We start from the raw sequence: 26,993 nt of genomic DNA on the forward strand, positions 1-26,993 counted from the left end.
TTATAAGATAGCTTAACGTAAAAAGTCTAAAAGTGTGGGTTGAATGATTCGAGATCCAACTCCAAGTGATGCACGGTGCACTGCCTCTGCAGTTGTTAAATTAATTATTACCTTTTCCATATCAGCATCTTCGTTCTCTGAGATAATTTTATTTGCAATTACCTCCTGCGAACTAAGTCTGTCATCAATAAGTTCCACACGGTTATATCTTGCTCCAAGATCTGCACGATTTGTAACAATGTTAGAACTATGGTCATCTAAACTGTCAAGATACTTAGCAACGTCGCCATTGGAGCTTAGATCATTTATTAAATTATCCAGTTCAGTAAAAATGTCATTTGCATTGCTACCTTGCAATAGGTCTGTAGCCTTCACATTCACATTCATCTGAACCCCTTTTGAAACCTCAAGCAACACATCACTACTTGTTGACGGAATCTTATTAGTAGCTAAATCAACTGGAGCTTCAGTTGTATTTGTACCATTAAAGATAAACTTATTCCCAACCTTAGTATTAGCAACAGTAGCAATATGCTCTTTTAATTGCGCAATCTCTATTGCAATATTTTTCTTTTCATCTGCACCATTCGTCCCCGTACTCGCCTGCACCGTCAACTCCCTAACACGATGAAGTGCCTGAGTCATCTTATCCATCGCATCGTCCGCTGACTCCATCCATGTGTATGCTTCGGATAGATTCCGTTGGTATTGTTCAATCTCTGCAAGGTCTGTACGATAGCGCATGCCCTTAATTGCAACTACTGGATCGTCGGAGGGCTTTGTTATTTTCTTTTGAGTGTTTAATTGATCCTGATATTTACCAAGTCTTTCGTAACTGTTACTTAGATTTCGGAGCATGTTATTTGTTAACATGGATTGTGTTACGCGCATGTTTTACACCTACCTTCCACCAGTACCTAGGCCATTTATGATTCGATCTAACATTTCATCAAGGACTGTAATCATCCTAGCCGAACCGTTGTATGCATGCTGGAATTTAATCATGTTTGTCATTTCTTCATCTAATGAGACCGCACTTACCGATTGACGTCGATTTTCGACTGAATCCTTCAATACCGCAGAGTTATCTGCCATTCGGATTGCTTCCTGGGAATCTACTCCCATAGAACCAATGAGAGATTCGTAGAAGGACTGAATACTTCCGGCTGTTATTGGGAAGCCAGCTAGTTTACCGAAGTCTGCATTTTTAACATTTGCTAAATTTGTAGCATTGTAGCCATTTCCTGATTCACCTTGAATCGTTGAAACAGCAATATGGCTGAGATTGTCAATGTTAGAAGAAATACTGATAGTCGATGCTGCTCCAGCATGTGCTTTTGCCCCAGTTCCAGTAAATGGAGTAAAAAAGTCGCCACCCTGCACACTTGGTTCTGTTGAAGTTTTTAATGTATATCCTTGTTTATGAACGTTATTAAACTGATTGGCAAACGAATAAGCCATTTTATCCAAGTCATCTAGCATCTTGTTGTAAATGCCTTTTTCCTCGCCGTTGCTATCAACATAACCGAATGCCTCAACTAATGCTTTCATTTCCCCGCTACGTACAAAAGGAATAGTTTGTCCATCTAATTGGAAACCAGTAACAGGCCCGGTTGGTTGATCATTCACTCCGTCTCCGTCAGAATCCATTGCAGGAACGACTGAAAGCTTTTTAAAATTACTTCCATCAATCAGTTTGGTCTCTGTTCCGTTCTCACCAACGATTGAAATGTCTAGAATTCCTTCAGCAACCGGTAGGGAATCACCACCACTGCTTCTTGGAGGGTGAACCTTAATTTCCACGTATTTTGAAAGCTCATCAATTAACCGATCACGTTCGTCGTATAAATCGTTTGGTAAATAACCGACTGGCTCAATCTCTGAAATTTGTTTATTTATTTTACTAATCTGATCAGAAAGCGAGTTTACTGTTTTCACAGTTACACTGATTTGTTTGCCAAAGTCGTCTTTTATCGCAGTTAAAGAGTTTGATAGATAATTGAAAGTGTTTGCTACCATTTCTCCACGTTGGCGCACTACCGAACGTGCACCTTGGTCTTCTGGGTTAGCCGCTAAATCCTGCAGCGACTGCCAAAACTGGTTCATTGTGTTTGCAAGACCTGTTTCAGATGGCTCATTCATGATTTCTTCCATTTTACCCAAAGCGTTTGCGCGTGTTTCCCAGTAGCTTGTTTTTGTTTGCTCACCACGAAATTGAACGTCTAAAAAGCTTTCGCGCACACGTTGTATTGTTCCGGCTTCAACACCTGTTCCAAGTTGTCCAGGAAATTTAGGTGCATTTAGACCAGGAGATGGATATGGATTTGTCTGGGTGAAGTTGACACGTTGCCTTGTGTAGCCAGGTGTACTCGCATTTGCGATATTGTGTCCAGTTGTATATAACGCACTTTGCTGGGTCATCATGCCGCGGCGTGCAGTTTCTAGTCCATGAAAAGTTGATACCATTTTTCCATCCTCCGTTTAAGCTTTTGAGTCGAACATCGAACGTGTTTGCTTTTTCTCTTTTGTTCCCGCTGGATTGCCATAGGTAGCAGTTTGTTCCTGTGGTAGTAGCATGTCCAACGACATGTTCACGTACTGCAGTGACTGGTGTGTGAGCTGTTGATTTAATTCGTTGACAACCTTTAAATCGCGAGTAACTTTTACTAATTCTTCAAGCAATCCCACTAACTCTGAGCGAATTGGTTCACCTGCAACCTCAATACACTTCGATAATGTCTTCTCTCGAACACGTGGTCCAAGCAAATTATCGACAATGGTAATCCGTTCATTTTCCATTTGCCTTATTGCCAAAATATATTTTTGTTCTTCTTTCATTTGTTCGTTGAGGGCATCGATGTCGCCATTTTTTAGAATTTCTGTTTTTCGCTCAGATAGCTTAAGTAGGTTTTGATGTAGAATAAGAATCTTTTTGAGCGTTGAGACTAAGTTTTCTGCAGACATAATGACCCTCCTTTTTTCACATTACTTTTTAAAATAAAAATTGTATACGCTTTTCGCAACGTCCTCTGCGTTTACTTTATATGTACCGCTTTGTACTAGTTGTTTAAGGGCTTCAACCTTTTGTTGACGTTCAACGGTTATAGGTGATGTTTCCTGCAACTGTTTTGCAGCCGAAGAGATCTCCACTTTATCCGTTTGGGTTGATTTTTCTGTAGCAGCAACCTTGTTCATTTGCTTTTTATATGGATTCATTCCGACTGGTCCGAACTGGTTAATTTTCATGGTAAAACCTCACTTTCTATCCGAACTTTATTTCTTTTTATTTTATATCGGCAGCGACATGAAAAAGTTTAGATTATTTATCAACATAATACGTTCTTTGTTCACGAATTCGCAGTTCTCGCATTCGTTCCTGTTCTTTTTGGAAAGTAGATAATTCACTACGAAGTTCCTTTGTACAGTCGTCGCATAGATTACCTTCCCTAATTATAGTGCGACATTTTTGACATGGATATCCAAGGTTTGGGAATTGCGCAAGACGCAAACGTCCGCTTTTAATAAATTTGATGATTAATTCCTCATCCACACCCGTTCCCTCTGAGGTCTCAAAGATAGTTGCTGTCCGATTTTCCTTTTTTCGAATAAACGTATAAACCGTTTCGAACGCGATTTGCTCTTCTTTATAGCATTTTTCACATACATCACGTAGATTCGTTTTTACAAATAGTCCTCCGCAATTTGGGCAATTCATTAGTTCCGCCATATTGATTCTCTCCTCGAACACCTTTTTTCTATCTATTATATCGGTGGTTTTGGAGGAGTTTATAGTGACAGATTTTTGAAATATCTACCCCCTCATCAACGTCAACGACGAGACCGACTTCGCCCCTGCCTCTACCAACACTTTTCCCGCATGCCTCAGCGTCGAGCCTGTCGTATAAATATCATCTACTAACAAAATATCTTTACCCTGAACCTCGCCGGTCACTCGGAATACATTTTCACCAAGAATCCTCTCGGAACGATTCTTCTTTGATTGCTTATCCAAATGAGTCCGCGTCATCACCTCGTGTACCTGCACTTCCAACAACGCTGCTAGCGCCTTAGCCTGGTTAAATCCACGTTCATACAAACGCTCGTCACTTAATGGAATTGGAACAACAAGATAGGAAGAATTAAAATGAGTTTTGAAAGCTTTTTTAAGAGGGGTTTTAAAGATTGAAGAAATCACAAAATCACCGCGGAATTTATAAAGGGAGATCACATCTTTTGCAAAGTCATTATAGAGGTAAATCGACCGGTTCTTTGTAAGGACACCTTGAAAGTTGGAATCTTGTTCCCAGCGAACGCAGTCATAGCAGAGGTTTCCTTCACGATATTCGTCGGCCACATCCGAAAAAAGTCGGCCACAACATTCGCAAAATTCGCCTTCTATTTTTTCGAATTTCTCACTACAAGTAGAACAAAGTGGATCAGGTTCTACTAAAGAAAACAGGGTCGCCCATGAATCCACTTCCTCAAAATATTGATGGCAAAGAATACATGTAGACATCGGTTAGCTCCTTTGAAAATTTGCGCATTGAGGATTTTTTGCTACGATGTTCACGGCTTCTGCGATTTTCACATAGATATTCGCCATCATTTGTTTATTAAAATATTGAGCCCGAACATACGCCATCCCACTGTCTTTTGAGACATAACGAGGTGGAATATTATTTAGCGTGAGGGCAAACACATCATTTTTACATTGTTCACATTTACAAGGCAGGTTAAATTCAGACCAATTATCATTAATTGCTTCAGCCACTAATGGCTCCATTGCATTAAAAACCTTCATATGAACCTCTCCATTCTCTTTTTTCATTATCACACAATAAACATTAATTGGAAATACTTTTGGCCTACTCATTTAATTTGACAGACCTTCGTATTATTCCTTTTTAACGATCGAAAAATAATGCTTTGGTCCTATCGAAAAACCCCTATGCCAGATTCCGTCCAGCTTAGGGGTCACAAGGTCAATTAACCATTTTTCCATAAAAAATAAAGCGGTGTGGCGCGTTTCCAATGTATCCGAACGGATAACAGGTTGTTACAATAAGCTCCTCGTTTGGCGCTGTTGATTTAATGATGGTCCGGTCGTCCGCATCCACGATTTTCGTATCCACTATTTCATAGGTAAAATCACCGTATGGCATTTTCACAACAAATGTGTCACCGATTGCAAGTTCATCAAAGCGTCTAAAAGTGGTATCGCGATGACCTGAGAGGACAATTTGATCGTTTTGCGTCGGTAGCGCGGTGCCGAGATAATGACCTACGCCCTTTGCGAGTTCATCCTCATCCGTTCCCTCTATGATTGGCATTTTCTCACCAAGCTTTGGAACTTCTAAAACTCCCATTGTCTCGCCTTTTTCAAAGGTTGGAATCACAATTTCCTTTTCTGCCTCTTCCTCTACAGGAGAGGTTGAGATAAGTTCCTCTGCCTGAACCAATGCTTCTTTTTGTGCCTGATTTGAATCCCAAATTTGAAAAACCGAGTAACCTGTCAATGAAACTCCACCGATGATTAACAAAAGCGCAAACGTATAAACAACCTTTTTCACTGGAAATCACCACCATTTTCGTTCTTTGTCCGTTATCTTTAATCATAATCAAAATGGGCTACAAAATCAATCAATGAAGCCGTTTTGAAGGGCCTCTTTATTCATTTTTTCAATATGATGTTTCGCCTTTAACATTTCTTTTGTTTTTCCGAAATGAAAAAATAAAATCTCACCAGTCGGAAATTTTGCACTGCGTCCAACCCTTCCTGAAATTTGGACCAAGGCACTCTCGGTAAAAATTCGATCCTCCGCACCCAGGACAGCCACATCAATGTTTGGAACAGTTACGCCTCGTTCTAAAATGGTCGTTGTGACAAGGATTGGAATTTCGCCGATACGGAAGCGTGCTACCTTATCTTTGCGGTTGGGGTCCTCAGCATGAACGCCTTCAATTCGGGGGTCGATGTTTTGTAAAAGTTGGACGATGCTTTCTAGATAGGTAATCCGGGGGACAAACAGGAAGGCTTGTTTTCCGATATCAAGATGTTCCTTAATCCAACCCATCACATTCCCTGGCAGCCTTTTCTTTTTTAGTCTCTTTTCCCAGTTCCCACACCATACATATTCAGGCACCGGTAATGGATGGCGATGAAACCTCGCCGGAATCGTGGCAGCTTTTCTTTTTCCAGATGAAATTTCACTTTTCCATGTTTTGTTTGGAGTTGCAGTGAGGTAGATGGTCGAGGCAATCTCTTTTTTCGCCTGGTTGACAGCGTATTGTAGCATGGGTTCCACGGAATACGGGAAGGCGTCCACCTCATCGATGATAATCATGTCAAAGGCTTTGTAAAAGCGCAGCAATTGGTGGGTTGTGGAGAGAGTGATGGGGGCTGTCTTGTTACGATCCTCGCTTCCTCCATACAAGGAAATGACATCAACTTGTGGGAATGCGGCTTTTATCCGCGGGGCTAGCTCAATAACGACATCGGTTCGTGGTGTAGCAATACAAACCTTTTTACCTGCTTCAAGTGCCGTTTCAATTCCTTCAAAAAGAATTTCCGTTTTTCCCGCTCCACACACGGCCCAAATCAGGAGCTGATCATTTGTCTGAACCGCTCGAATAAGTTCTGTGGAAGCTTTTTGTTGTCCAGCAGAGAGTGTTCCTTCCCATACAAGTGGTTTATCCGGGATTTCTACTGTCGGTCTTGGCCCCGCCCAACTCACCATAACCGTACACTCACTCATCCGCCCCATATTAATGCACTTCCGGCAATACTTACATTCCTGCTGACATCTTGCACAATCAAACGACGCAAAAAGCTTTTGATCCGAATTGCCACAGCGAACACATGAATAACCTTCTTTTGTTTTCGTAATACACTTTCGGTAATGGATATAACCGTTCAAATAGTGTTGATGTACATCTTCAAGGGAAAATGGTATTTCTTCGAGTAGGAGTTGCTTGCCGTAGAGTAGGTGTTGGAGTTCTGAAGAGTAGTCATAGGAAGGATTTAGTAGTTGAGGATAGCCTAATCCATGGTCGGATATTCGTTTGCAGCCAGGCTTGTCCGATAATGGTTCGGGGATTAATATTTCGTTTTCTAGTAAAAACCTCATGGTAACCTCCAATTTTATTATTCATAAAACAGCGCCGCACCCAGGTACGGCACCAGTTTTTTATTTCATATACCAACCTAACCCAATCGCACCTTCACCCAGATGGGTTCCAATCACGGGGCCGAAATAGCTTAGTAAAAATTCAACATGTGGGTATTTCTTTTCAACCTCTGCCTTTAATTGCTTTGCTTCTTCCTCAATGTTTGCGTGAATCAGTGCTGCTCGCATTGGCACACCTTTACTTGCATCTTCATCAAATAATTCGAATACACGATTCAACGCTTTTTTACGTGTGCGAATTTTTTCAAAAGGAACAATCACTTTATCTTCGAAGTTAAGAATTGGCTTCACCTGAAGCAAGCTTCCTACAAATGCCGCGGCTCCACTCAAACGACCGCCACGCTGAAGATTAGTGAGGTCATCAACCATAAAATAGGCCCTCATAGTTTGCTTCATTTCTTCAAGTCGGGCTACTATTTCGTCTGCAGACTTGCCTTCATTCGTCAACTCAGCCGCTTCAAGCGCATAAAAGCCTTGCACAATACAACTAATTTCAGAATCAAATGAGTAAACTTTCACACCCTCTACCATTTCACCCGCTGTCACGGAACCTTGGTAAGTTCCACTTATTCCACTTGAAAGATGAATACTAATGATGGCATCATTTTCTTTACTAAGCTTTTCAAAAAGTTCTACGAATTCCCCAGTTGGAGGCTGTGAGGTTGTTGGCAATTCCTTGCGCGCCTTAAGTTCATCGTAAAACGCCTCTGCTGTAATGTCGACTTCCTCGCGGTAGCTTTCATTACCAAATACGACACTTAGCGGAATCATATGTATATTAAGTTTTTCACGGAGTTCCAGTGGTATGTAAGCTGTGCTATCAGTTACAATCGCCGTTTTCATATAGTTTACCTTCCTGTCTGAGTTTCTTTATAATTTCCATTCTAAATGAAATTGACGGGGATGTCACTCGTTTATCTGTATGTAGGACCCGGTGTTTTATGCGAAATCAAATATATCGGCCACCCTGTAAACCAAACAAGATTCATCATTCAACACGAATTGTTATTTCTTCTTTTAATGTATCCAATCCTTTAGCAGCAGCCCAAAATGATATTCTATATTCACCTTTTTCTAATTTGGGGAGTCCAGCTACAAAGGTTAAAGTCTTGCCTTTTGCAAAAATAACATCCCTAATGACTTGCGCAAAAACATATTCATCCGAATAGCGGTAAATTAAATCTCCAGCTTCATTAAATATTTCATAATCATACTCTTGACTGGATGGAAATTGTAGATTAATATCCTGGTCCCCAGCATTATAAAGTTCATAAATAATTGAGATTCCATTGTTCGTTTCCTTTTTTGAAATAGAGGTTTCTATATGATTCAATCCAATGATTTTTTTCGTTGAACTAGTAATCTTTCCTAACTTTTTACGATTATTCCTCATATCAGCCTCATCCTCCGTTATTATCGTTTCCCTCTCCTCTTTTATTACTTCATCAGATTTCTCTTGTACAATAAATATGATAAAACAAATGACTGCGAGCCCGCCAATCAGATAAAGTAGGGTTTTTTTCATATTCATCTCCTTTTAATGTATATGTGTTCGTAAAAAAACCTACCTCTACTATAAAATTTTTGTAGTAAAGGCAGGTTTCGATTAAGAATTAAAGTGTAACATTTTTATTTCTTCGGTTCAGGATAAACAGTGCAATAACTCCAGCAAGTAGTAAGGCTCCCCCTAATAATAGGTAATTAAATATGGAAGTTGCCGTTGTTGGAAGTTTGTCTCCATTATCATCTTTATCCCCATTATCGTCTGATCCACTCGGTTGTTTTCCAGAGTTATCAGGCTTCGGATCCTGTGGTTTTGGATCTTCTGGTTTAGGATCCTGTGGGTCCGGATTTGGTTGTGGATCTGGATCTCCCGGTCTTGGGTTCTCAGGCTCCACTTTTAGTTTAATATTGTTTACTTCAATTACTTGTACGACTTCAGTTCCATCGCTATTTTTCACATAGACTGTGTACTTTCCATTCTTGATAACAGCAAACGACTTCTCTTCTAGGTCAATTTGCATTCCATCGTTTTGGAAATCAGTGACTGTCCTTTCGCCTTCTAACCATTTCATTGCAACTACATCACTATCTACATCAACATTAATTATAACTGGACCTTCTGTTGGCTCAGTAGTGGATGGTGTAAGTTCAATTGTAACTGGTTCAGTTGGTACAATAATATTTTCCACTTTAATGGTTTTTAGTGCTTCTGCACCATCAAGGTTTTTCACATAAACTGTATACGTGTCATTTACAACAACATCAAACGTTTTTGTTTCTGGATCAATGTCTGCCCCAGCATTCGCAAAGTCTTCAGTTGTCTTTTCACCTTGTAACCATTTCATTGCGACTAGATCACTTTCGCTATCTGTTGCAACTGTAATCGATACAGGACCTTCTGTTGGTTCTGTTGTTGATGGAGTAAGATTGATTGAAATTGGTTTTACTGGTTCAACAATATTGTCCACAACAATTGTTTGCACCGCTTCTACACCTGCAGTATTTTTTGCATATACAGTATACGTTCCATTAGCAGATACCTCAAATGCCAGCGCTTCAAGATTTACTTCATTTCCAGCCTCTGCAAAATCAGAAATCTCTTTCTGTCCTTCTAACCATTTGACCGCTTCAAGTTCTTCTTCACTGTCTGTTGTAACAGTTACAGTAATTGGACCTTCAGTCGGGTCTGTAGTTGATGGTGTTAATTCAATCGAAATCGGTGCTGGTGGCACAACGATATTCCCAACAGTAATAGTTTGTACCGCTTCTACACCTACACTATTCTTCGCATAAACTGTGTACGTACCGTTTTCAATTACGTCAAATTTCATTTCTTCAAGGCTAATATCGATTCCGCCCTCAACAAAATCTGCGGCAGTTTTTTCACCTTTCAACCATTTAAGAGCAACAAGTTCCTCTTCACTGTCGGTAGCAACAGTTACAGTAACTGGTCCTTCTGTTTCTTCAGTTGTAGAAGGTGTTAATGAAACCACAATATCTTTTGGCTCTTCAGCTTCTTTTACTGGAAGTTTAACTTCTTGAGTTGCAGAGTTTGCAACGCTATCCTCAACAGTTAGAGTTAATGTATTTTCACCAGACTGAAGAACTGTTAATGGAATTTCAAATGTACCATCTTGTGCAATGGTAATTGAACCTCCACCAATCGTGCTTCCATCTTTATTCACTAGTTCATATGAAACACCTAATTGATTATTTACGTCATATGGAATACCAAACACATTTTCAACAGTTGATTTAAAATCAACGAATTTGTCAGCAATTGAACCTTTGACGACATATTCAGATCCTTCAATTTCTCCTTCAACTGCATTGAATGAAATTTCCGGTGATGATGTCTTTACAAATAATGGTCCATCCCAGCCTAGTGGACTGATTGCAAGATTTTCTATATCCCAAGAATTCATATCTACAGTATAAACACCTTCTGGGATCACTTTTTCTTCATCTGTTTCCCAATCAAAGTAAGTACCGCCGATAGGAAGTTGCCAATTGCCCGCAGGTAGCGACTGGAATGCAAAATATCCTAAATACCCATCTCCAAATGGTCCCCCTTCTGGATTAGCCGCATCCCATAATTCAATGGACATAAGTGCTTCATCACCTAGAAGACCGAACTGAAGAAGTGTTTCTTCAGTTTCCCCATCACCATTTGGAGAAATTGCATATTCCGTTAATTGGTAGTATTCCAATCCTGACGGACCTTCGTCAGAAAATGCTGCTGCAAATGGTAATGCTAGTTTTGTTCCTTCACTTATGATGTGGATATATCCAAGTAATTCGTTACCTGGAGAATCTTCACCAGCCGGAACAGTTAATGTTATATTAAGTGTTTCTGTGCCGTTAAGTGTAAATGATGATTGGTCAACGGTTACCTTAGCATCAGTTAATGCACCTGTCGCGGCTTTTGTTACTTCAACACTTACATCAAAGTTAGTAGATTTACTCACTAAATCTCTCACTTCAATTTGCTTTGTGATAGTAGTTTCCGACTCAGGATTAGGAATTACTTTTCCAAAAGTAACTGTTCCTTTTTCATGGTTGACTGTTTTACCTTCAAACTGCGTTGTATCCAATGCATATGCTAACGTTTCCGCATTAATAGCTTCTAATGGCTGAACACGTCCAGCACCTTGCGCAAACACGTCATATAATCCAGTGTCAAGTTGCTTTGCAGTATTCGATAAAGCTACTTTGATATCGGATGGTTTCCAATCTGGATTCTTTGATAGTAGTAATGCTGCAATTCCCGCTACATGCGGTGTTGCCATACTTGTACCAGTAAAACGGTCATAGCTTTCCGAATAATCCGCATCTGGATAATCCTTACCATATGCTGGTACAGAAGACATGATATTTGTACCTGGTGCCGATACATCTGGCTTAATATCAAAGTTCGGCGTAGATGGACCACGTGAACTTGAATCATTAATATCGTCTCCAGCAATTGTTCCTTTTACATAGTTGCTGAAAGTTACTTGACCTAACTTATTATCAGTTGCTGCGATCGCGTCTCTGAATTCTTTTCCTTTCGCTGTAGGAATGTCATATGTAGGGATGAATTTAAATGAATCCCCAAGTAAGAATCCAGCCGGTCCAGCACCTTCAATATTATTATGAATAATAATGCCTAGTGCTCCAGCAGCTTTTGCATTCGCAATCTTATCGACAAATGCGATTTCTCCACGAGAAACGAGTGCTACTTTTCCATTAACATCTAGACCGTTATAATCAGTTGCTGATCCAAGGCCAGGAACTGCAACTACATCATATGTTCCAGATAAAGTTACTTCTGGATCAGATGCAAATGTCCAGCCCATTAAGCCTACATTGTACTCATCTTCAAAATTACCAGCTTTCACAGACATTTTAGCCTGGATTGTTTCTGATGGTAAAGTAGAGTTCCCAACAGAAATGGCGAGTGTTGCAGTCGATGGATTTCCGATACTAGATCGTCCTGGGCCGCTATTACCAGTAGCAACTACCGCAGTTACTCCTGCAAGAACTGCATTATTAATCGCAATCGAGTCAGGCGCGGTTTCGCTAGTACTTCCTCCACCTAATGATAGATTAATAATATCCATATTCTCTTCTACAGACTTCTCAATTGCTGCAATAATTCCAGAAGTTGCTCCACTTCCATAGGCTCCTAATACACGATACGCATATAGGTCAACCTTTGGTGCAATTCCTTTAATTCCATAAGCATTGGCACCAATCGCAGCAATTGTTCCTGCAACATGTGTACCATGGTCCGTATAGAAAGTGCGACCAGAAGAGTTAACTTCAGGCATATGAGCTGGTCTATCTTTTGGTGTTGTCTCATACGGATCATTATCAGCACGGTCACGAGCATAGTCGCTACCATGCAGAACAAAGTTGTATCCACCTTTATAAATACCCTCAAATTCAGGGTGATTATAGTCAATTCCCGTATCTAATACTGCTACCTTTACATTTTCACCTTCATAACCCATATCCCAGATAGCAGGAATATCTAAATGGGAATTGCTTGTATTCATCGCCGCTGAAACTTTACCATCTACGGGAGAAATCTCACCCAATGCGTATCTTTGACTATCTGGCTCTACTCGTACGACGCCTTTAATATTCACAAGCTTTTGAATATCCTTAGCAGATAGAGTTAAAGACACACCATTAAATACTTTTTGATATGAATGCCCTTTTACTCCATTAATTTTTGCTTCTTTTAACTTCTTTTCAAAAGATGCTTGTTGCGTTATAACCTTTTTTTCAATATCCGCTTCTTTTGCTACAGAGAGTGATTTACCTGTTAACTCCAATTTCCCCTTTTCAAGAGCAACTGGATTCTCTGATAGTTGTACTATTACTGAAACTTTCTTGTCGCCATTTAAATTTACCAAGGATGGGTGAATCGTTGGTTTTTCTGAAACAAGTGCTTCTTGTTCTTCAATTACTTGTTTCATTACAGCTTTTCGTTCGTCTAAATTTATATTTTTCGTAGAGGTTGATTCTGCGGATACTAATCCTGGAGCAAAAAACGAGAATACTAGAATTAAGATTAGTAAACTATTAAATAATTTGTAGAACTTACCACTTTTCGACAATACCTATTCCCCTCTTTCATTCTCATATCTCTGTAGACCATTTCCAATTATCTCTATCTTTTGATGCCCCTCCCCTTTTTCCTATTTTATGTTCTATTGGAACACCTAAAATGTTACTATAGTCTCACCTATCTATAAATACTTAAAATTCGAAAAAAATCGACATTTCACAATATTTTTGTAGAATTTTGTAAGAAAAAGACATGAAAAGGAAAAACTTTTGGCGAAAAATCTGTGTTTAACCTACAATCAAGATACATTAGTGCAAAATTATGGCAAGATTAGTATTTTTATAAATTTGTCATAATTTGTCTTTAAAATAGGTCTTTGGGATTATTTTATTAAGAGGATTTTTTTCTGCTGAAATACTCAAACAAAAAAACCAGAGGATTTGTTTAAGAGAACGGTAGAAGAGCTTGATTACATCCCATTAAACAAAAAAAGCTAAGCCCCATCAAAGAGCTCAGCTTTCTACCTTATTATTATTCTATTATTTAACCTCAACCCAACCATTCTTAATAGCCACTACAACGGCCTGGGTACGGTCGTTTACGTTCATTTTTTGTAGAATATTACTTACGTGGTTTTTAACCGTTTTTTCACTGATATATAGGTCGTCACCAATACCGCGGTTGCTTCGTCCATCTGTTAATAGCTGGAGAACTTCGCATTCTCTTCTCGTTAGTAGATGCAATGGGCGGCGAACCTCAACCGTTGTATGCGAGTGCGCTGAAACAGATTGGCCACTTGCAACAGCAAGACGACGGAATTCTTTCACCAAATTATGAGTTACTCTTGGATGCAAGTACGATCCACCCTCTGCTACGACTTTAACCGCTTCGACTAGAGAATCCGCATCCATTTCCTTTAATAAATAACCAGTTGCTCCAGTTTTAAGGGCATGCGTCACATAGCTTTCATCATCGTGGATAGATAAAATAATGACCTTCGTATCAGGGTAAGTGTCAATCAATTGTTTCGTTGCTTCAATCCCGTTCAAGTTAGGCATGTTGATATCCATGATGACAACATCAGGCTTATGTTGCTCAATGAGTGCTAATGCCTGTTCCCCATCGTCACCTTCTGCTACAACTTGAAAGGATGGTTCAAAATCTAGTATTCGTTTTACACCTTCGCGAAATAATTGGTGATCATCAATAATAACTATGCTTGTTTTCATAAATAACGCCTCCCCCTTTCATTTTACAATTGAGGCAATTTCGGTCAATACTCCTAAAGCAGTATTAACAGACCATATTAGTAGGATTATTCTTATATACTCTATATAAATAAGTAGCGTATAGTAGTTAGACCATTTCTTGTAACGTATCATGAATTACCGAAATTTTCTCACGGATTGAAAAGGGAAAATTAAACTTCTATTGGTACCTGAATCATAACAATTGTACCAGCCCCAACACTTGAATCAATGGTAAGATTTCCATCAAGTAAATCTACTCGTTCTCTCATCCCGATTAGGCCAAATGAGTCTTTTTTCTTTTCGCGGATATCAAAGCCTTTTCCATTGTCTTTTACGATAACCGTTACATGATGTCTACTTATTTCAAGCTTCACGACGATTTCACGAGCATCCGCATGTTTTAGTGCATTTTGGACAGCTTCCTGAACCATACGGAATAGAGCAACCTCAAATTTGGAAGGTATTCTCTGTTCTGATCCAATAAATGTAAATGAAATCGCAGTGTCTCCATTATATTCTTCGATCGTGGATAGGTACTTTTTGAGGGTCGGAACTAATCCAAGATCATCCAATGCCATTGGACGTAAATCATAAATGATTCGGCGTACCTCATACAGCGCCGAGCGAACCATTTTACGCAAATCATGAATCTCCTTAACGCCTTGCTCCGGACTTTCGCGATAGACCTTATCGATAATTTGTGAGCGCAACATCACGTTCGCTAGCATCTGGGCTGGTCCATCATGAATCTCACGAGAAAGCTTTCGACGTTCTTCTTCCTGCGCTTCAATAATTTTAAGTCCAAATGCCTGCTTTTGCTGGGCGTCCTCTAAAATTTCCCCGACCATCTTAAAATCACTGTTTAAATAATTGAGAACAACGGAAATTTGTCCGACTAGATGATCCGCGCGTTCAATCGTATCATTTAGGCCAACTAGACGTCTTTCAAGCTCGTCGCGACGTTCGCGCAGTTGCTTTTCTTCCTGCCTTACAACAGTCAACTGCATCTGCAGGTCATGAGCCTTTTCATATGCATTGCGAATTTCTTCTTCCGAATACTTTTTAAAATGGCTACTCACCTCAGAAAGGCGTTTTCTAGCAAACCGTGTATGGACTTCTAACTTATCCACTTCATCAATAATCGTCCCAACACGTTCTTTAATGTCCTTTAACTCGTCCGTTAAACTGACAAATTCTTGGCGTGATTGCTCGCCAATTCGAAAAATTTCTTCTTTACTATGATCAACGGTATGCACCATTTTTTCCAAAATTGAATCCAGAACTTTGATATCAAGTCCTTTGGTGGCCATCTTCCCACCTCCATATTAATCAAATGCGCCTTGGCGTATTTGCGCCTAGATTTTTTCGAGTTTGCTCGAAAAGTTACCTCTGAAAATCTGTGGCATCCGCCGGAGGCATTAACTTTATTCAATTAGGAAATACCCGAAGTAATTTAAATACCTGGTGCATTAATACCAACAATATGAAAAGTTAGGCCTTTGATGAATAAAGTTAATTATATACCGATTTGTTTTTTACAGCGTTTCATAACAGTTACATTTGTATTACATTCAGCCTATGCCAAAAACAAACCATTGATGTAAAAATTATGTCGTTTTATAATAGAAGAATGGGCAAAAAATTACAGAAAAACTAAATTAGTGCCGAATTATGTCGCACTACTTTTTTCAAGCCTATTTTTCGCAATGAAGCCCAGATAGGAGGTATTACGTAATGCTTCATTCCTATTATACAGTAAAAGGGTATGGCGAGCATGAAATAAATATTCAAAAATCACGCTTTATTGCTTATATTGACCGCGCTACAACTGAAGAGGAAGCGCAGGAATTCATTCAAAAAATTAAAAAGCAAAACTGGAATGCCACACACAACTGTTCCGCATATCTAATTGGGGAAAACGACCAAATTCAAAAAGCAAACGATGACGGCGAACCTAGTGGAACTGCAGGTGTGCCAATACTTGAGGTTTTAAAGAAAAAACATCTAAAAGATACAGTTGTTGTCATAACTAGGTATTTTGGAGGAATAAAATTAGGTGCAGGCGGACTTATCCGTGCATATGGAAAATCAACCTCAGAAGGCCTACAAGCAACTGGAATCGTCGAGCGCAAACTAATGAGAGTTATGCATACAAAAATCGATTACACTTGGCTAGGCAAGATCGAAAACGAACTACGCTCATCCATTTACCAAATCAAAGAAATCAAGTATATTGATGCTGTAGAAATCGAAACCTATGTAGAAGAAAGCCAAACACCACAATTCACCGAATGGATGACAGAGCTTACGAATGGACAAGCGGATATTTCGGCGGGGGTTGCGACATATTTAGAAAAGATATTAGAAAACAAATAAGCTTCTAATAAAGAGGAGAAATTAAATTGAACATGTCAAGAGAATCAGTAAAAAAGAAGAAGAAAAGAAGACGGAGAATATTTTTACGCCTATTTCTGTTTATTTTAATAATCATACTAGCGTATGGTGGATATGTTTTTTATTCTGCAATGAAAGCAGCAAATAATTCATATGAAGAAATTGATCGAGGTAATAAATCTGAGTTACGAGAGGAAGAAGTAACTATAAGTAAGGATCCTTTTTCAGTATTACTTATGGGAATTGAGGATTATTCAAGCGAAGGTAAGGGTGGCCGATCCGATACATTAATGGTAGCAACATTTAATCCTAATGAAGGGTCAGCAAAACTTGTGAGTATTCCTCGTGACTCGCTTGTTAAAATTCCTGGTAAGCAAAATAAGGATAAAATCAATCATTCATATTCTGCTGGTGGAAAAGAGTTAACAATTAAAACAGTTGAAAACTATTTAGATATTCCTATCGATTATTATGCAACAATAAACTTCGAAGGCTTCGTGAATACAATTGATATTCTTGGTGGCGTTACCGTGGATGTTCCATTTGACTTTTGGGATTATAAACAAGGTGATTGGAATACCAAATATTATTTTACCGAGGGTAAAATGAAATTGAATGGTGATGAAGCATTAACCTATGCGCGAATGAGATACCGGGACCCCATGGGTGACATCGGTCGTAACGAACGACAAAAACAAATTGTAATGGCTGTAATTGACGAATTAGTAAAGCCAACATCAGTAATGAAAATAGACAAAATCTCTAAAGAAATAGGAAGTAATATTCAAACTAACCTGCGTGTAAGAGATTTACTGGCAATACTTAAGCAGTACCCAAATTTCGGTTCAGATAATATAGAAACACTTATATTAGAAGGTTATAGTGACACTATAAATGGAATTTCTTATATTATTCCCGATGAAAACTCGGTTAATGAAATTCACGATGAATTGATGACGCACTTGGAACTCAATAGCCAAAATCAATTTGGATTGGAAGGTAATAACTCAAATAATCCTTAAACCCACTTTAAAGTGGGTTTAGATTAGATTAGAAAGAGACCAAATCTTTTACTGATTTGGTCTCTTTTCATTACTTACGATATTCTGGTATTTCAAATGTAATTGAGTAGCCTTCTAACAAAGAATAAAGATCATAGATTCTGCTTGTTTGTTTAACTGCCCATCCGATATCAGTAGCATATAAATATGCCCCTGGAGTATCTGGATTCCATTTCATTTTATATAATGTTTCCTTTTTATTATGGACATATTTTTCCGCAATAAACTTAGCTCCACCAATTACTGCCTTATCTGGACTAGTCCATCCTTCATAATAGGCCTTTTCAACTCCACATTTTAACGGACATGAATCAGCCGCTCCAATACCGTACATATTAAATACGATATTATCATATGAAGTAGCAGAAGAATCTAATATATCGATAATCAATTGACCCTCATCATTATATTTTCTATTAATCTTCACACCTAAAGCAAGTTGAGACTTACCATTTCCAGTCTCATGTAAGGCATGTGACATCAAATAAATTTCATTAATATTGTATAACTGTCCTGCTTCAATAAAAGCCGCCGCTCTACCTGATAAAATGCCTTTATCCTTTAGAATTTTCTCGTTTACTTCACTAGCAGTGACCCCAGCAGTTCCAGATAACTTCATGAACTGGTAAAATGCTGCTGAATCGCGACTGAAGTTATTTGGGTCTAGATAGTATAGAGTATCTTCAGGACTTGCATTTTTCCATGTAGCCTTGTGTTCAATTTGATACCAACCATTTTCTTCACCAACAATCTTAACCTTACTATCCTTACTTAGCTGGGCAACAACCCAATAGCTTGTTGATGATCCACCTCTAACGTTTAATGTACCAGCAGTAACATAACCAATCGATGGATTAGTAGAATCCAATTGAATGTAGTCTTTTGACACAAACGTTTTATAATACTTATCAGTTTGTGGTGGTGGAGATGAAGCCATTTGTTTAGTTAAAGATTCCTCTAAAGAAAGTTCATATTGCTTATATACATAAGTAATAAATGGACCAATCTGGACATCAGGTTTATAAATATACCCAATTCTTCCCCCAATAGAGACTTCAAGCCATTCTCTAGAAGTTTGACGGATAATTGGATATGTCAATCCTGGTTCAAGAGTTGCAAATTCTACTAAATCACCTTCAGTTACAACGGTTGTTTTTTTAAATGTTGTAAATGTTTTAGTCGACACTTCTTTACCAGTATCCATACCACGTAATCCTCCACCAGTAGATGGATGAACATCACTTGTCCTTACATATGCAATGCCATGACCGTATTTAATTTTAATAAAACTATCAGTCCAGCTCTGAATCACATATTGCTGTTCCTTAACTAAATTCCCAACTTTAACATTGTTACCATTATCGTTCAAATAGATATTTACATCACTAAAGAGTGATTGAAAATACTTATCGTTAGAAGAGAAGAACATCTCAAGATGCGGCTTGTACACATAGCCAATTCTTCCTCCAAAATCTACCTCTAGCCAATAAGTAGATGTCTGTCTAATGAATGGATAGTACTCGCCTGGATTGATTGTACCCATTTCTACAAGACTACCCGAGGTATTATCATAAACTACTAGGTTTTGTCTAGCACGAATAGATTCCCCAGAGTTTGTAGCCGAGCTGTTAACATTTTTAATACTGGTGCCTGTAGATGCCGCAATTTTACCATTTCTAACATATGCAATAGAAGATCCATATTTAATTCTTACAAATCCAGTAATATGTCCAAGTATTGCATACTCTTGTCCTTTTGCTAAATTTGCAACAGGAATACTACTTCCATTTTGATTCACATATACAAAAGTTTCATCATCTACAACTTTAAAGTACTTATCTGAAGTATTTAGCATAGGAGTTACATGTGGAATATACACGTAACCAATTCTTCCACCAAGACCCACTTCAAACCAATCCGTAGATGTTTGTCTGATGACAGGGTATGTTTCTCCATACTGGATTTTTGCAAATTCTACTAAACTACCAGAAGTATTATCATATACTGATAAATTTCGATTTGCTGTAACAAATCGGTTAGAATTAGCTAAACCCTTATTCAGATTTTTAATTGTAGCTCCATTACTTGGTTGAATAGCTGACTTTCTCACATAAGCATTTTGATTACCAAAATGAATTCGAACAAAGCCATCAATCTGATTTAGAATAACATATTCTTGCCCCTCTACCAGTTCTCCAACCTTTACATTAGAGCCATTTTGATTGAAATAAATTGGAACTCCTGGTTCATTAACTTTAAAATACTTCTCATTCCCAGTAAAGGTAGGCTGTGTTTCGGTTTTTTCTACAATTTGCGTTTTCTTCACCATAATGGATTGTGTAGTAATTGTTTGTGAAGGAGTTGCTTCTTGTACGATATTTGTTGAATCAGAAGCTGCTTCTTCTTTTACTACTTCATTAATTGTGGTGTTTGATTCTTCACTTTTACTTTCTTCCTTATCCTCAGCTTTTACTATTTTCCCAAGAACATTTCCAAAGATGATTGTGACTTCTTTTTCATTTTCTTCATAAATACTAATAGTTTGAGAAGGTTCTACTGTACCGAGAACAGAAGTTAGATCTTCCGAATAAACATCCGTAAGTTCTGAAACTACAAAGTCTGAAAGGTCAGAACTATTTTCATAGAAACTAGTCTGTGCATCATCAAGAGGTTCAAAATATAATTGCTCAACACTTATACTTTGATTTCCAAATTGGAAAAAATATTTTCCATCTGTCCCTTGATTAACAAAAACAACTGCATTCTTTAATATAGTCCCAACTTCTTGACCTTCCTCATTTTGCAATAGAATATCGTCAGTGAACTTAACTAAAATCTGAGTTTGTTCTACTTGCTGGTTTGAAATTTCATGTTCTTGGATTTCATCGGTCTCCACTACTTGACTTTGTGGTTCTGAACTTTTAGTGGATTCCGTTCCTTCTGCTAATGTATTTCCTGGAATTCCAAGTAAAAAACAAAAAGCGTATAATAAGGAAATTAGCAAAATAATTTTTTTATTATTTTTTATCATCATCACTCCCTCCTAGCCTCTTATTATATCTAATTTATACTACAGTGTGTCAAAATTAGACACATTTTTATAAAAAATTTGTATATCTTTGTCATATTTTTTTCTATGACACTTAGATAGGATACTTGATTCTTAGACTTAAAGAAATACCAAAAAATATCCAAAAAAAGAAGACTCAAAACTGAGTCTCAACGGAAAGTTTTGGTTAATTCAATTAAATAGTCCTTTAGCTCTTCTGAAAATTCTTTTCTACTGAGTGCAATCTCTATCGTTGCTTGAATAAAGCTCAATTTATCACCTATATCATACCGTTTCCCTTCAAAATGTAAGGCTAATACCTTTTCTAGATCATTTAAACGGTTAATTGCATCTGTAAGCTGGATTTCTTCACCTTTACCAGGCTTTTGATTTTCAAGGATAGAGAAAATTTCAGGTGTTAACACATAGCGTCCCATGATTGCGTAATTAGATGGTGCCTCCTTAACAGATGGCTTTTCTACTAATGAGCTTAATTCAAAAAGCTTGTCTGAAAGCTGGTGTTTAATTTGAATGATTCCATACTTAGATACGTCTGATTCTTCAACTGGTTGGACACCAATTACCGGTGTTTGATAAGCATCATATATATCAATAAGCTGTTTTAAAGTCGGAGTTTCAGATTGAACAATATCGTCACCTAAAAGCACAGCAAATGGTTCATTTCCAATAAAACGGCTTGCACAGAAAATGGCATGTCCCAAACCTTTTGGTTCTTTTTGTCGAATATAGTGGATGTTTGCAAAATTCGCAACTGCTTGTACCTGTTGCAGAAGGTCATACTTTTCTTTTTTGGCTAGAGTATCTTCTAATTCATATGCCTTATCAAAATGGTCTTCAATCGAACGTTTTCCCCTACCAGTGACAATAATAATATCTTCAATACCTGATTCGATGGCTTCCTCAACAATATATTGAATTGTTGGTTTATCTACAATTGGAAGCATTTCCTTAGGTTGTGCCTTTGTTGCTGGTAAAAACCTAGTTCCTAATCCAGCTGCCGGAATAATTGCTTTTCTAACTTTCATGCCATACACTCCTATCTTTATCTACTAGTCATATCCTTATAAATGGATTCCATAACAGAAACATTTTTCTCCCAATCATATAAGGATTGTGTATATATTCTGCCTTGGTTTCCTAATCGCTCTCTTTTTTCTTCATCCATAACTAGCTCATACAGTTTTTCAGCGATTTCTTTTGCATTCTTTGGCTCAACAACAAAACCAGTCTCTTCGTCCTTTACTACCTCGGGTAACCCTCCAACATTACTTACAATGACAGGTATTCCTGAAGCCGACGCCTCAACTATCGCAACGCCGAAGCTTTCACTATCAAGTGTACTTGGCGCACAGTATATATCTAGTTTATTTAAATAGGAAGGAACTTCTGTGTGAGGTACTGCGCCAGTAAATGATACAATGTCCTCCATTTGATATTCTTTAACTAAATCTTGTAATTCCTGAAGCTGTGATCCTTTCCCAATAATTAAAAGCTTTATTTGATCTGCAATTGCATATTTGTATTCCTCTTGTAATCGATTTAATAGTAAATGTACACCTTCGATCAAATATTCAGGACCATATTTTGTTTCTAACGCTTTAATCATTCCGATTGTGATGTTATTATCATGTTTCCCTTCCTTACTAGGTTTAAAACGGTTCATATCAACACCAAAAGGAGTGACTTCAATCTTCATTTCTTTAGGACAAAACTGTTCGGTTTGTTTTTTCATGACATGACTTGTTGAAGCTAAGCGATCAGCTACCCTTAAATTTTTCATCAATATTTTTCGCTTTGAAGAACTCTCATACGGGAAATCATACACATCACTTCCCCATACAGATAATAAAGTTGGTTTATAGTTAATAAACCTAGATAAGGTTCCGTATCCACTTGCATAATGAGTATTAAGGATATCTGGTTTTAGTTCCGAAATTATTTTCTTTGCTTTTAAGGCATTCAAATAATACCCTAGCGGTGCTGGATAAGGAAGTATAATAATTTGAACTCTTGAATCAATTTTATGCTCTTCCTGTTGATGCATCGTTAGTAGAGTCAATTTATGATTTCTTTCCACCAAAGAGTTAACCCATCTAACGGTATGTATTGAATTCGCCGGTGCTAGAAAACATATATGCATAAACTATCATTTCCTTTATCAAATCATTTTTTCAAAGCTATAGTTTGGAATGCTGGGTGAATTCTTTTATATGACCCTTTTTTTCATATGCTGTGTTTATAAATGCTAATGAAACACCATATAAGAGCCACATTGGCCAAAAATAAAATAAACGACTTGGTCCAATGCAAGCAATAACAAAACCAATATAGCTTAAAAACAGACAAAAAGCTAATGCCGAAGCTTCATTATTTCTTTTATAAATTTGCCATAACTTCTTAACTAGGAAGATGAGGAAAGCTAGATAAAACGCAAAAACAATAATGCCATAATTTGTACTAACCTCGATCCACCAATTATGTGGATTAACAATTCCATTTGTATTAAACTTTTCTTGATTAACGTGATATTGAAAGTTACCTGACCCTACTCCCAATAAGAAGTAATTAATGTTAGAGTATATACCATTCAATATCAAACTTATTCTAGTACTAGTTGATCCTTGTTCGGCAACTCCTGTAATTTCAATAACCTTATTAATGATATCTCCCGAGAAATATATAAAGACCCCGATAAAAAGTGGAGTAAATACTAATAGAAACTTTATCAAATTAACTAAACGAGGGCGATAAAGCATAAATAAGAATACAATAATTTGTATTAAGAATGCGAGTATAGCAATTCTTGATCCATTCATAAACATTATGAATAAGATCGCTCCAAGAATAGGTAACTGAAATGGTTTTTTTATCATAAGGAAAAATGGTGTGATCATAACAAGAAATAATGAGAGATCATTTTCATTATAAAAGAAAGCTGTTGCTACCCTTAATCCTAATTCTTCAAATTTCTCATCTATAACATAACGCGAAGTACCAAGATGAAAATTAAAAGCTAGCTCCAAAAGAGAGAGGGCAATAGTAACACTTCCAATTAGAATAAAGGAATAATTAATCCACTGTAATAAATTCTTTCGATTAAGGCTTTCAATTATTGCAATTACCAGTAGAATGAATACACCAAAATAATATAACTCTTTAATTCCCTCAACTTTATTTGTAGCCCAAAGAATAGAAGCAACTCCAAATAAAAACCAGCCTATTAAAAAGACAAGAGCAGGCTTGATTGATTGTACTTGTAAAGAATTAGGTAATAATATATATTTAATAAATAAAAATACTAAAAACAAGAATAATACAATTCTAAGTAATGTGACATGGAGTGGTCCAATTGGAACATTAATTAAAAACGGGTCCAGAAAAACCAAAATAAACAAAAATAGATAAAAAAATAGCTTTATTCTCATCTTGCACCCTCAAAAACCTGCTTATATAATTTGGTTATTCTTGTAACAACAGATTCCTCACTAAAACGTGACACACAGTCATTACGAATATATTCTGCATCATAGGCATGATAATTCTCTTGGATATATTGCATGGCCTGTCCTAAGCCATCGATATCCTCAACATGGACTAGCTTTCCATTAATTTCATTGACAATCATTTCTGGCCCTCCACATGCAGTAGCTACGATTGGCTTTCCACAAGCAAGTGCTTCTATAAACACCACTCCAAAGGTTTCAAAACGACTTGCTAAAACAAAAGCATGTGCTTTTTGAATTTCCTCTTTGACCCGTTCACGATTCAATTCTCCTAAAAAGGTAATCTGCTTCTCAACGCTTAGCTTTTTCGCAAGAAACTCTAGTGCTTCTCGTTCTCCACCATTTCCACCTATCACTAATTCAACAGGCTTCCCCTTAAAATACTTCGCGAATGCTTGAATTAATATGTCCATTCCTTTTTTATGCTGTAAAAAAGCAACAGTGAAAAATCGAAAAATTCCAGATTGTGAAAGTTTACTTTCATCTATTTGAAACATCCCTATATCTACAATATTTGGAATGATCTTTATTTTATCTTTAGTGACGTAGTTTTCAAGCTCTTTTGCTAAACCAGGTCCAACCGAAATAATATATTCAGCCTTCTGACATGCATACGTTATTTCTTTCTTCTCATATGGTCGAATTAAATTCCTTAAGAAAGCTGTCGAGTGTTCTGTAATAACAAACGGTATACCTTCTTTTTCAGACAACTTAGAAACTGACCATCCTGCCCATAAACAAGAATGAGCATGAAGCATATCCGGTTTTCCTTCAGTTTCAACATATAGCCTATACAATGCCTCTAATCGTGAATAGAATACTATGGCTGTTGCGAAAGGAACTCTCCCAGGGATAAGATTATAACCTCTTAGACGGTAAGTTTTGACACCATCTTCATGGGTAATTAAAACACCTTTCTTACCTTTTGATGCCTTAAACATTCTAGTTGTCCAAACTTCCGGATACAACACCGTTACATCATGACCAGCTTTTTGAAGTGCTTTAGCCTGTTCTTTAAAAAATATACCATTTAATGGATTATTTTCTGTTGGATACCACGATGGAACAATTACAATTTTCATGTTGACACCTTTCTGCGTTTAACTTTTTTTAGAATCCTTCTATAAAATTGATAATCCTCGGATTGGATAAGCAAGAGTTTACTTATTTTTACACCTGTCTGTTTTTTAAATATAAAGAGTTTTATTATCGTTGCAAGACTATATGTAATAGATGTAGCGATTGCCGCACCCAATATACCATATATGGGGACTAAGATAATATTAAGAACTATATTGGAAATAACTGTAAAAATTGAAACATTCATATTTATTTCGGGTTTTCCACGTCCAGCTAAATCATTGGAAAGAATTCGATCCACTGAAAATAAAACAATACCAGGTAATAGAAACTTTATTGCCAACGAACTTTCTATGTATTCTTTACCGAATAAGATTAAAATAATTAGATCACTTAGAAGATAGAAGATTAATCCACCAAATATCGATAACCACAGGACATTTCTACTTAAAACTGATGTAAGATGATTTTTTTCATCCTGATTGTCAAGGGATGATACCGTTGGAAACAATACGGAAGAGATGGCCTGTGAAACAATCCACAATCTTTCTGAAATAGAAACTGCTGCAGTATAGATCCCTACTGCTGCAGGGTTAATATAAAATGAAATAATAAAAATATCAGAACGATAATTAATAAATGAAAGAATATTACTTATATGAGCCTTGAGACCGTAAGATATCGATTTTTTAAAATAATCCTTTGAATAGGACCCGTCTTTTCCCCTAATACCTAGCTTCTTTTTTAAAAAATAACGAGACAATAAATATTGAGCTAGAATCCCAAAAATAAAGGCAAGGACCGCACCCAATATATCAAGGCGTATTATAACTAAAAATAGAACAGTAAACAAGAGTGCAATAATTTGCCTCGACAATGAGAGCATATTATAACTCTTAAAGTCTTGTTTCCCTTGGAAAATGACTAAAAAATATTCATTTAAAAACAAGAATGGCATCAATAACAAAATCGCAAATAAGTAAATAGGGTCAACATCTTGAAAAAATTGACCTGAAAAAAACAGTAGAAAAAGTGCTCCCAAAATAACAGAAAGAAAACTTAAAAGTACTCCACTTCTTGAATTTGTTTTCAGGATATCTTCGACTGAATATTGTTTTCTGCCTATATAATAGACAGAAGACGACCCTACCCCTAAATTAAAAATTGTTAATAACATAGTAGGCAATAGTATGATAAGCTGGTAAATCCCGTTACCAGTTGGTCCTAAAACCCTTGCTATAATAACTGTATAGAGAAGGCCAATTAGAATTGCAGATACTTGGCGACTAATTGTCATTAATGTGTTTTTAATGAATTGTTTTGATTCACTCATGATATACCTCTTACAAGAAAGATTGTGGAAATAAAATAGAACTATAAATATAAA

At 37.2% G+C, this 26,993-nt stretch carries 22 protein-coding genes; 2 read left to right on the top strand and 20 right to left on the bottom strand.

The window, feature by feature from the left end; genetic code table 11:
* Positions 1-12 precede the first annotated feature (12 nt).
* From flgL to ACFSFW_RS15160, 14 genes are all read right to left on the bottom strand, one after another.
* A complete protein-coding gene (gene flgL, locus ACFSFW_RS15095; protein ID WP_388039460.1) occupies positions 13-891 on the bottom strand; it encodes a flagellar hook-associated protein FlgL in 879 nt (292 codons plus the stop codon).
* Positions 892-900: 9 nt separating this feature from the next.
* Positions 901-2,466, bottom strand: a complete 1,566-nt coding sequence (gene flgK, locus ACFSFW_RS15100; protein WP_388039462.1) for a flagellar hook-associated protein FlgK — start codon at positions 2,464-2,466, stop codon at positions 901-903.
* 15 nt (positions 2,467-2,481) lie between these two features.
* The gene (locus tag ACFSFW_RS15105; protein WP_388039464.1) at positions 2,482-2,964 is read right to left on the bottom strand and encodes a flagellar protein FlgN; all 483 of its coding nucleotides are present in this window, start codon (positions 2,962-2,964) and stop codon (positions 2,482-2,484) included.
* Positions 2,965-2,985: 21 nt separating this feature from the next.
* Complete coding sequence (gene flgM / locus ACFSFW_RS15110) at positions 2,986-3,246, bottom strand: flagellar biosynthesis anti-sigma factor FlgM (RefSeq protein WP_388039465.1); 261 nt, start codon at positions 3,244-3,246, stop codon at positions 2,986-2,988.
* A gap of 73 nt (positions 3,247-3,319) precedes the next feature.
* Positions 3,320-3,727 carry a TIGR03826 family flagellar region protein gene (locus ACFSFW_RS15115; RefSeq protein WP_388039467.1) on the bottom strand — a complete coding sequence of 136 codons (408 nt, stop codon included), beginning with the start codon at positions 3,725-3,727 and terminating at the stop codon, positions 3,320-3,322.
* A gap of 84 nt (positions 3,728-3,811) precedes the next feature.
* Complete coding sequence (locus ACFSFW_RS15120) at positions 3,812-4,516, bottom strand: ComFC family protein (protein ID WP_388039469.1); 705 nt, start codon at positions 4,514-4,516, stop codon at positions 3,812-3,814.
* A 3-nt stretch (positions 4,517-4,519) separates the two neighbouring features.
* On the bottom strand, positions 4,520-4,801 hold the full coding sequence (locus ACFSFW_RS15125; protein ID WP_304216796.1) for a late competence development ComFB family protein: 282 nt from the start codon (positions 4,799-4,801) through the stop codon (positions 4,520-4,522).
* 181 nt (positions 4,802-4,982) lie between these two features.
* The gene (gene srtD, locus ACFSFW_RS15130) at positions 4,983-5,570 is read right to left on the bottom strand and encodes a class D sortase, LPxTATN-specific (protein WP_388039471.1); all 588 of its coding nucleotides are present in this window, start codon (positions 5,568-5,570) and stop codon (positions 4,983-4,985) included.
* 66 nt (positions 5,571-5,636) lie between these two features.
* Positions 5,637-7,127 carry an ATP-dependent helicase ComFA gene (locus ACFSFW_RS15135; protein WP_388039472.1) on the bottom strand — a complete coding sequence of 497 codons (1,491 nt, stop codon included), beginning with the start codon at positions 7,125-7,127 and terminating at the stop codon, positions 5,637-5,639.
* 60 nt (positions 7,128-7,187) lie between these two features.
* Complete coding sequence (locus tag ACFSFW_RS15140) at positions 7,188-8,030, bottom strand: DegV family protein (RefSeq protein WP_388039474.1); 843 nt, start codon at positions 8,028-8,030, stop codon at positions 7,188-7,190.
* A 145-nt stretch (positions 8,031-8,175) separates the two neighbouring features.
* Positions 8,176-8,712, bottom strand: coding sequence for a BsuPI-related putative proteinase inhibitor (locus tag ACFSFW_RS15145; RefSeq protein WP_388039475.1), 537 nt, complete (start codon positions 8,710-8,712; stop codon positions 8,176-8,178).
* Between the two features lie 88 nt (positions 8,713-8,800).
* Positions 8,801-13,297 carry a S8 family serine peptidase gene (locus tag ACFSFW_RS15150; protein WP_388039477.1) on the bottom strand — a complete coding sequence of 1,499 codons (4,497 nt, stop codon included), beginning with the start codon at positions 13,295-13,297 and terminating at the stop codon, positions 8,801-8,803.
* Positions 13,298-13,787: 490 nt separating this feature from the next.
* Complete coding sequence (locus ACFSFW_RS15155) at positions 13,788-14,477, bottom strand: response regulator (protein ID WP_388039479.1); 690 nt, start codon at positions 14,475-14,477, stop codon at positions 13,788-13,790.
* 191 nt (positions 14,478-14,668) lie between these two features.
* Complete coding sequence (locus tag ACFSFW_RS15160; RefSeq protein ID WP_388039481.1) at positions 14,669-15,808, bottom strand: sensor histidine kinase; 1,140 nt, start codon at positions 15,806-15,808, stop codon at positions 14,669-14,671.
* Positions 15,809-16,232: 424 nt separating this feature from the next.
* On the opposite strand from ACFSFW_RS15160, the gene ACFSFW_RS15165 reads away from it, so the two are divergent.
* Together ACFSFW_RS15165 and ACFSFW_RS15170 are read left to right on the top strand one after the other, a co-directional pair.
* Positions 16,233-16,874 (top strand): YigZ family protein, encoded by a 642-nt coding sequence (locus tag ACFSFW_RS15165; protein WP_388039482.1) that lies wholly within the window; start codon positions 16,233-16,235, stop codon positions 16,872-16,874.
* 32 nt (positions 16,875-16,906) lie between these two features.
* Complete coding sequence (locus ACFSFW_RS15170; RefSeq protein WP_304216902.1) at positions 16,907-17,914, top strand: LCP family protein; 1,008 nt, start codon at positions 16,907-16,909, stop codon at positions 17,912-17,914.
* Between the two features lie 70 nt (positions 17,915-17,984).
* On the opposite strand, the gene ACFSFW_RS15175 is transcribed toward ACFSFW_RS15170, so the two are convergent.
* From ACFSFW_RS15175 to ACFSFW_RS15200, 6 genes are all read right to left on the bottom strand, one after another.
* Positions 17,985-20,984, bottom strand: coding sequence for an SH3 domain-containing protein (locus tag ACFSFW_RS15175; RefSeq protein WP_304216785.1), 3,000 nt, complete (start codon positions 20,982-20,984; stop codon positions 17,985-17,987).
* 188 nt (positions 20,985-21,172) lie between these two features.
* Positions 21,173-22,048 (bottom strand): UTP--glucose-1-phosphate uridylyltransferase GalU, encoded by an 876-nt coding sequence (gene galU / locus ACFSFW_RS15180; RefSeq protein ID WP_388039484.1) that lies wholly within the window; start codon positions 22,046-22,048, stop codon positions 21,173-21,175.
* 17 nt (positions 22,049-22,065) lie between these two features.
* Positions 22,066-23,163 carry a glycosyltransferase gene (locus ACFSFW_RS15185; RefSeq protein WP_388039485.1) on the bottom strand — a complete coding sequence of 366 codons (1,098 nt, stop codon included), beginning with the start codon at positions 23,161-23,163 and terminating at the stop codon, positions 22,066-22,068.
* A gap of 37 nt (positions 23,164-23,200) precedes the next feature.
* Entirely contained in the window at positions 23,201-24,448 is a 1,248-nt protein-coding gene (locus tag ACFSFW_RS15190; RefSeq protein WP_304216781.1) for an O-antigen ligase family protein, read from the bottom strand.
* A complete protein-coding gene (locus ACFSFW_RS15195) occupies positions 24,445-25,608 on the bottom strand; it encodes a glycosyltransferase (protein WP_304216780.1) in 1,164 nt (387 codons plus the stop codon). Before ACFSFW_RS15195 ends, ACFSFW_RS15190 begins: the two co-directional genes overlap by 4 nt.
* On the bottom strand, positions 25,605-26,939 hold the full coding sequence (locus ACFSFW_RS15200; RefSeq protein ID WP_388039488.1) for a flippase: 1,335 nt from the start codon (positions 26,937-26,939) through the stop codon (positions 25,605-25,607). Before ACFSFW_RS15200 ends, ACFSFW_RS15195 begins: the two co-directional genes overlap by 4 nt.
* Between the last annotated feature and the right edge of the window lie 54 nt (positions 26,940-26,993).

Origin of the sequence: Ferdinandcohnia salidurans (genome assembly GCF_042680725.1) — a bacterium.
Taxonomy (GTDB): domain Bacteria; phylum Bacillota; class Bacilli; order Bacillales; family Bacillaceae_L; genus Ferdinandcohnia; species Ferdinandcohnia salidurans.

Coding starts and splice junctions, on each gene's coding strand:
- flgL (WP_388039460.1), bottom strand. CDS start 891: ATGCGCGTAACACAATCCATGTTAACAAATAACATGCTCCGAAATCTA.
- flgK (WP_388039462.1), bottom strand. CDS start 2,466: ATGGTATCAACTTTTCATGGACTAGAAACTGCACGCCGCGGCATGATG.
- ACFSFW_RS15105 (WP_388039464.1), bottom strand. CDS start 2,964: ATGTCTGCAGAAAACTTAGTCTCAACGCTCAAAAAGATTCTTATTCTA.
- flgM (WP_388039465.1), bottom strand. CDS start 3,246: ATGAAAATTAACCAGTTCGGACCAGTCGGAATGAATCCATATAAAAAG.
- ACFSFW_RS15115 (WP_388039467.1), bottom strand. CDS start 3,727: ATGGCGGAACTAATGAATTGCCCAAATTGCGGAGGACTATTTGTAAAA.
- ACFSFW_RS15120 (WP_388039469.1), bottom strand. CDS start 4,516: ATGTCTACATGTATTCTTTGCCATCAATATTTTGAGGAAGTGGATTCA.
- ACFSFW_RS15125 (WP_304216796.1), bottom strand. CDS start 4,801: ATGAAGGTTTTTAATGCAATGGAGCCATTAGTGGCTGAAGCAATTAAT.
- ACFSFW_RS15135 (WP_388039472.1), bottom strand. CDS start 7,127: ATGAGGTTTTTACTAGAAAACGAAATATTAATCCCCGAACCATTATCG.
- ACFSFW_RS15140 (WP_388039474.1), bottom strand. CDS start 8,030: ATGAAAACGGCGATTGTAACTGATAGCACAGCTTACATACCACTGGAA.
- ACFSFW_RS15145 (WP_388039475.1), bottom strand. CDS start 8,712: ATGAAAAAAACCCTACTTTATCTGATTGGCGGGCTCGCAGTCATTTGT.
- ACFSFW_RS15155 (WP_388039479.1), bottom strand. CDS start 14,477: ATGAAAACAAGCATAGTTATTATTGATGATCACCAATTATTTCGCGAA.
- ACFSFW_RS15160 (WP_388039481.1), bottom strand. CDS start 15,808: ATGGCCACCAAAGGACTTGATATCAAAGTTCTGGATTCAATTTTGGAA.
- ACFSFW_RS15165 (WP_388039482.1), top strand. CDS start 16,233: ATGCTTCATTCCTATTATACAGTAAAAGGGTATGGCGAGCATGAAATA.
- ACFSFW_RS15170 (WP_304216902.1), top strand. CDS start 16,907: ATGTCAAGAGAATCAGTAAAAAAGAAGAAGAAAAGAAGACGGAGAATA.
- ACFSFW_RS15175 (WP_304216785.1), bottom strand. CDS start 20,984: ATGATAAAAAATAATAAAAAAATTATTTTGCTAATTTCCTTATTATAC.
- galU (WP_388039484.1), bottom strand. CDS start 22,048: ATGAAAGTTAGAAAAGCAATTATTCCGGCAGCTGGATTAGGAACTAGG.
- ACFSFW_RS15185 (WP_388039485.1), bottom strand. CDS start 23,163: ATGCATATATGTTTTCTAGCACCGGCGAATTCAATACATACCGTTAGA.
- ACFSFW_RS15190 (WP_304216781.1), bottom strand. CDS start 24,448: ATGAGAATAAAGCTATTTTTTTATCTATTTTTGTTTATTTTGGTTTTT.
- ACFSFW_RS15195 (WP_304216780.1), bottom strand. CDS start 25,608: ATGAAAATTGTAATTGTTCCATCGTGGTATCCAACAGAAAATAATCCA.
- ACFSFW_RS15200 (WP_388039488.1), bottom strand. CDS start 26,939: ATGAGTGAATCAAAACAATTCATTAAAAACACATTAATGACAATTAGT.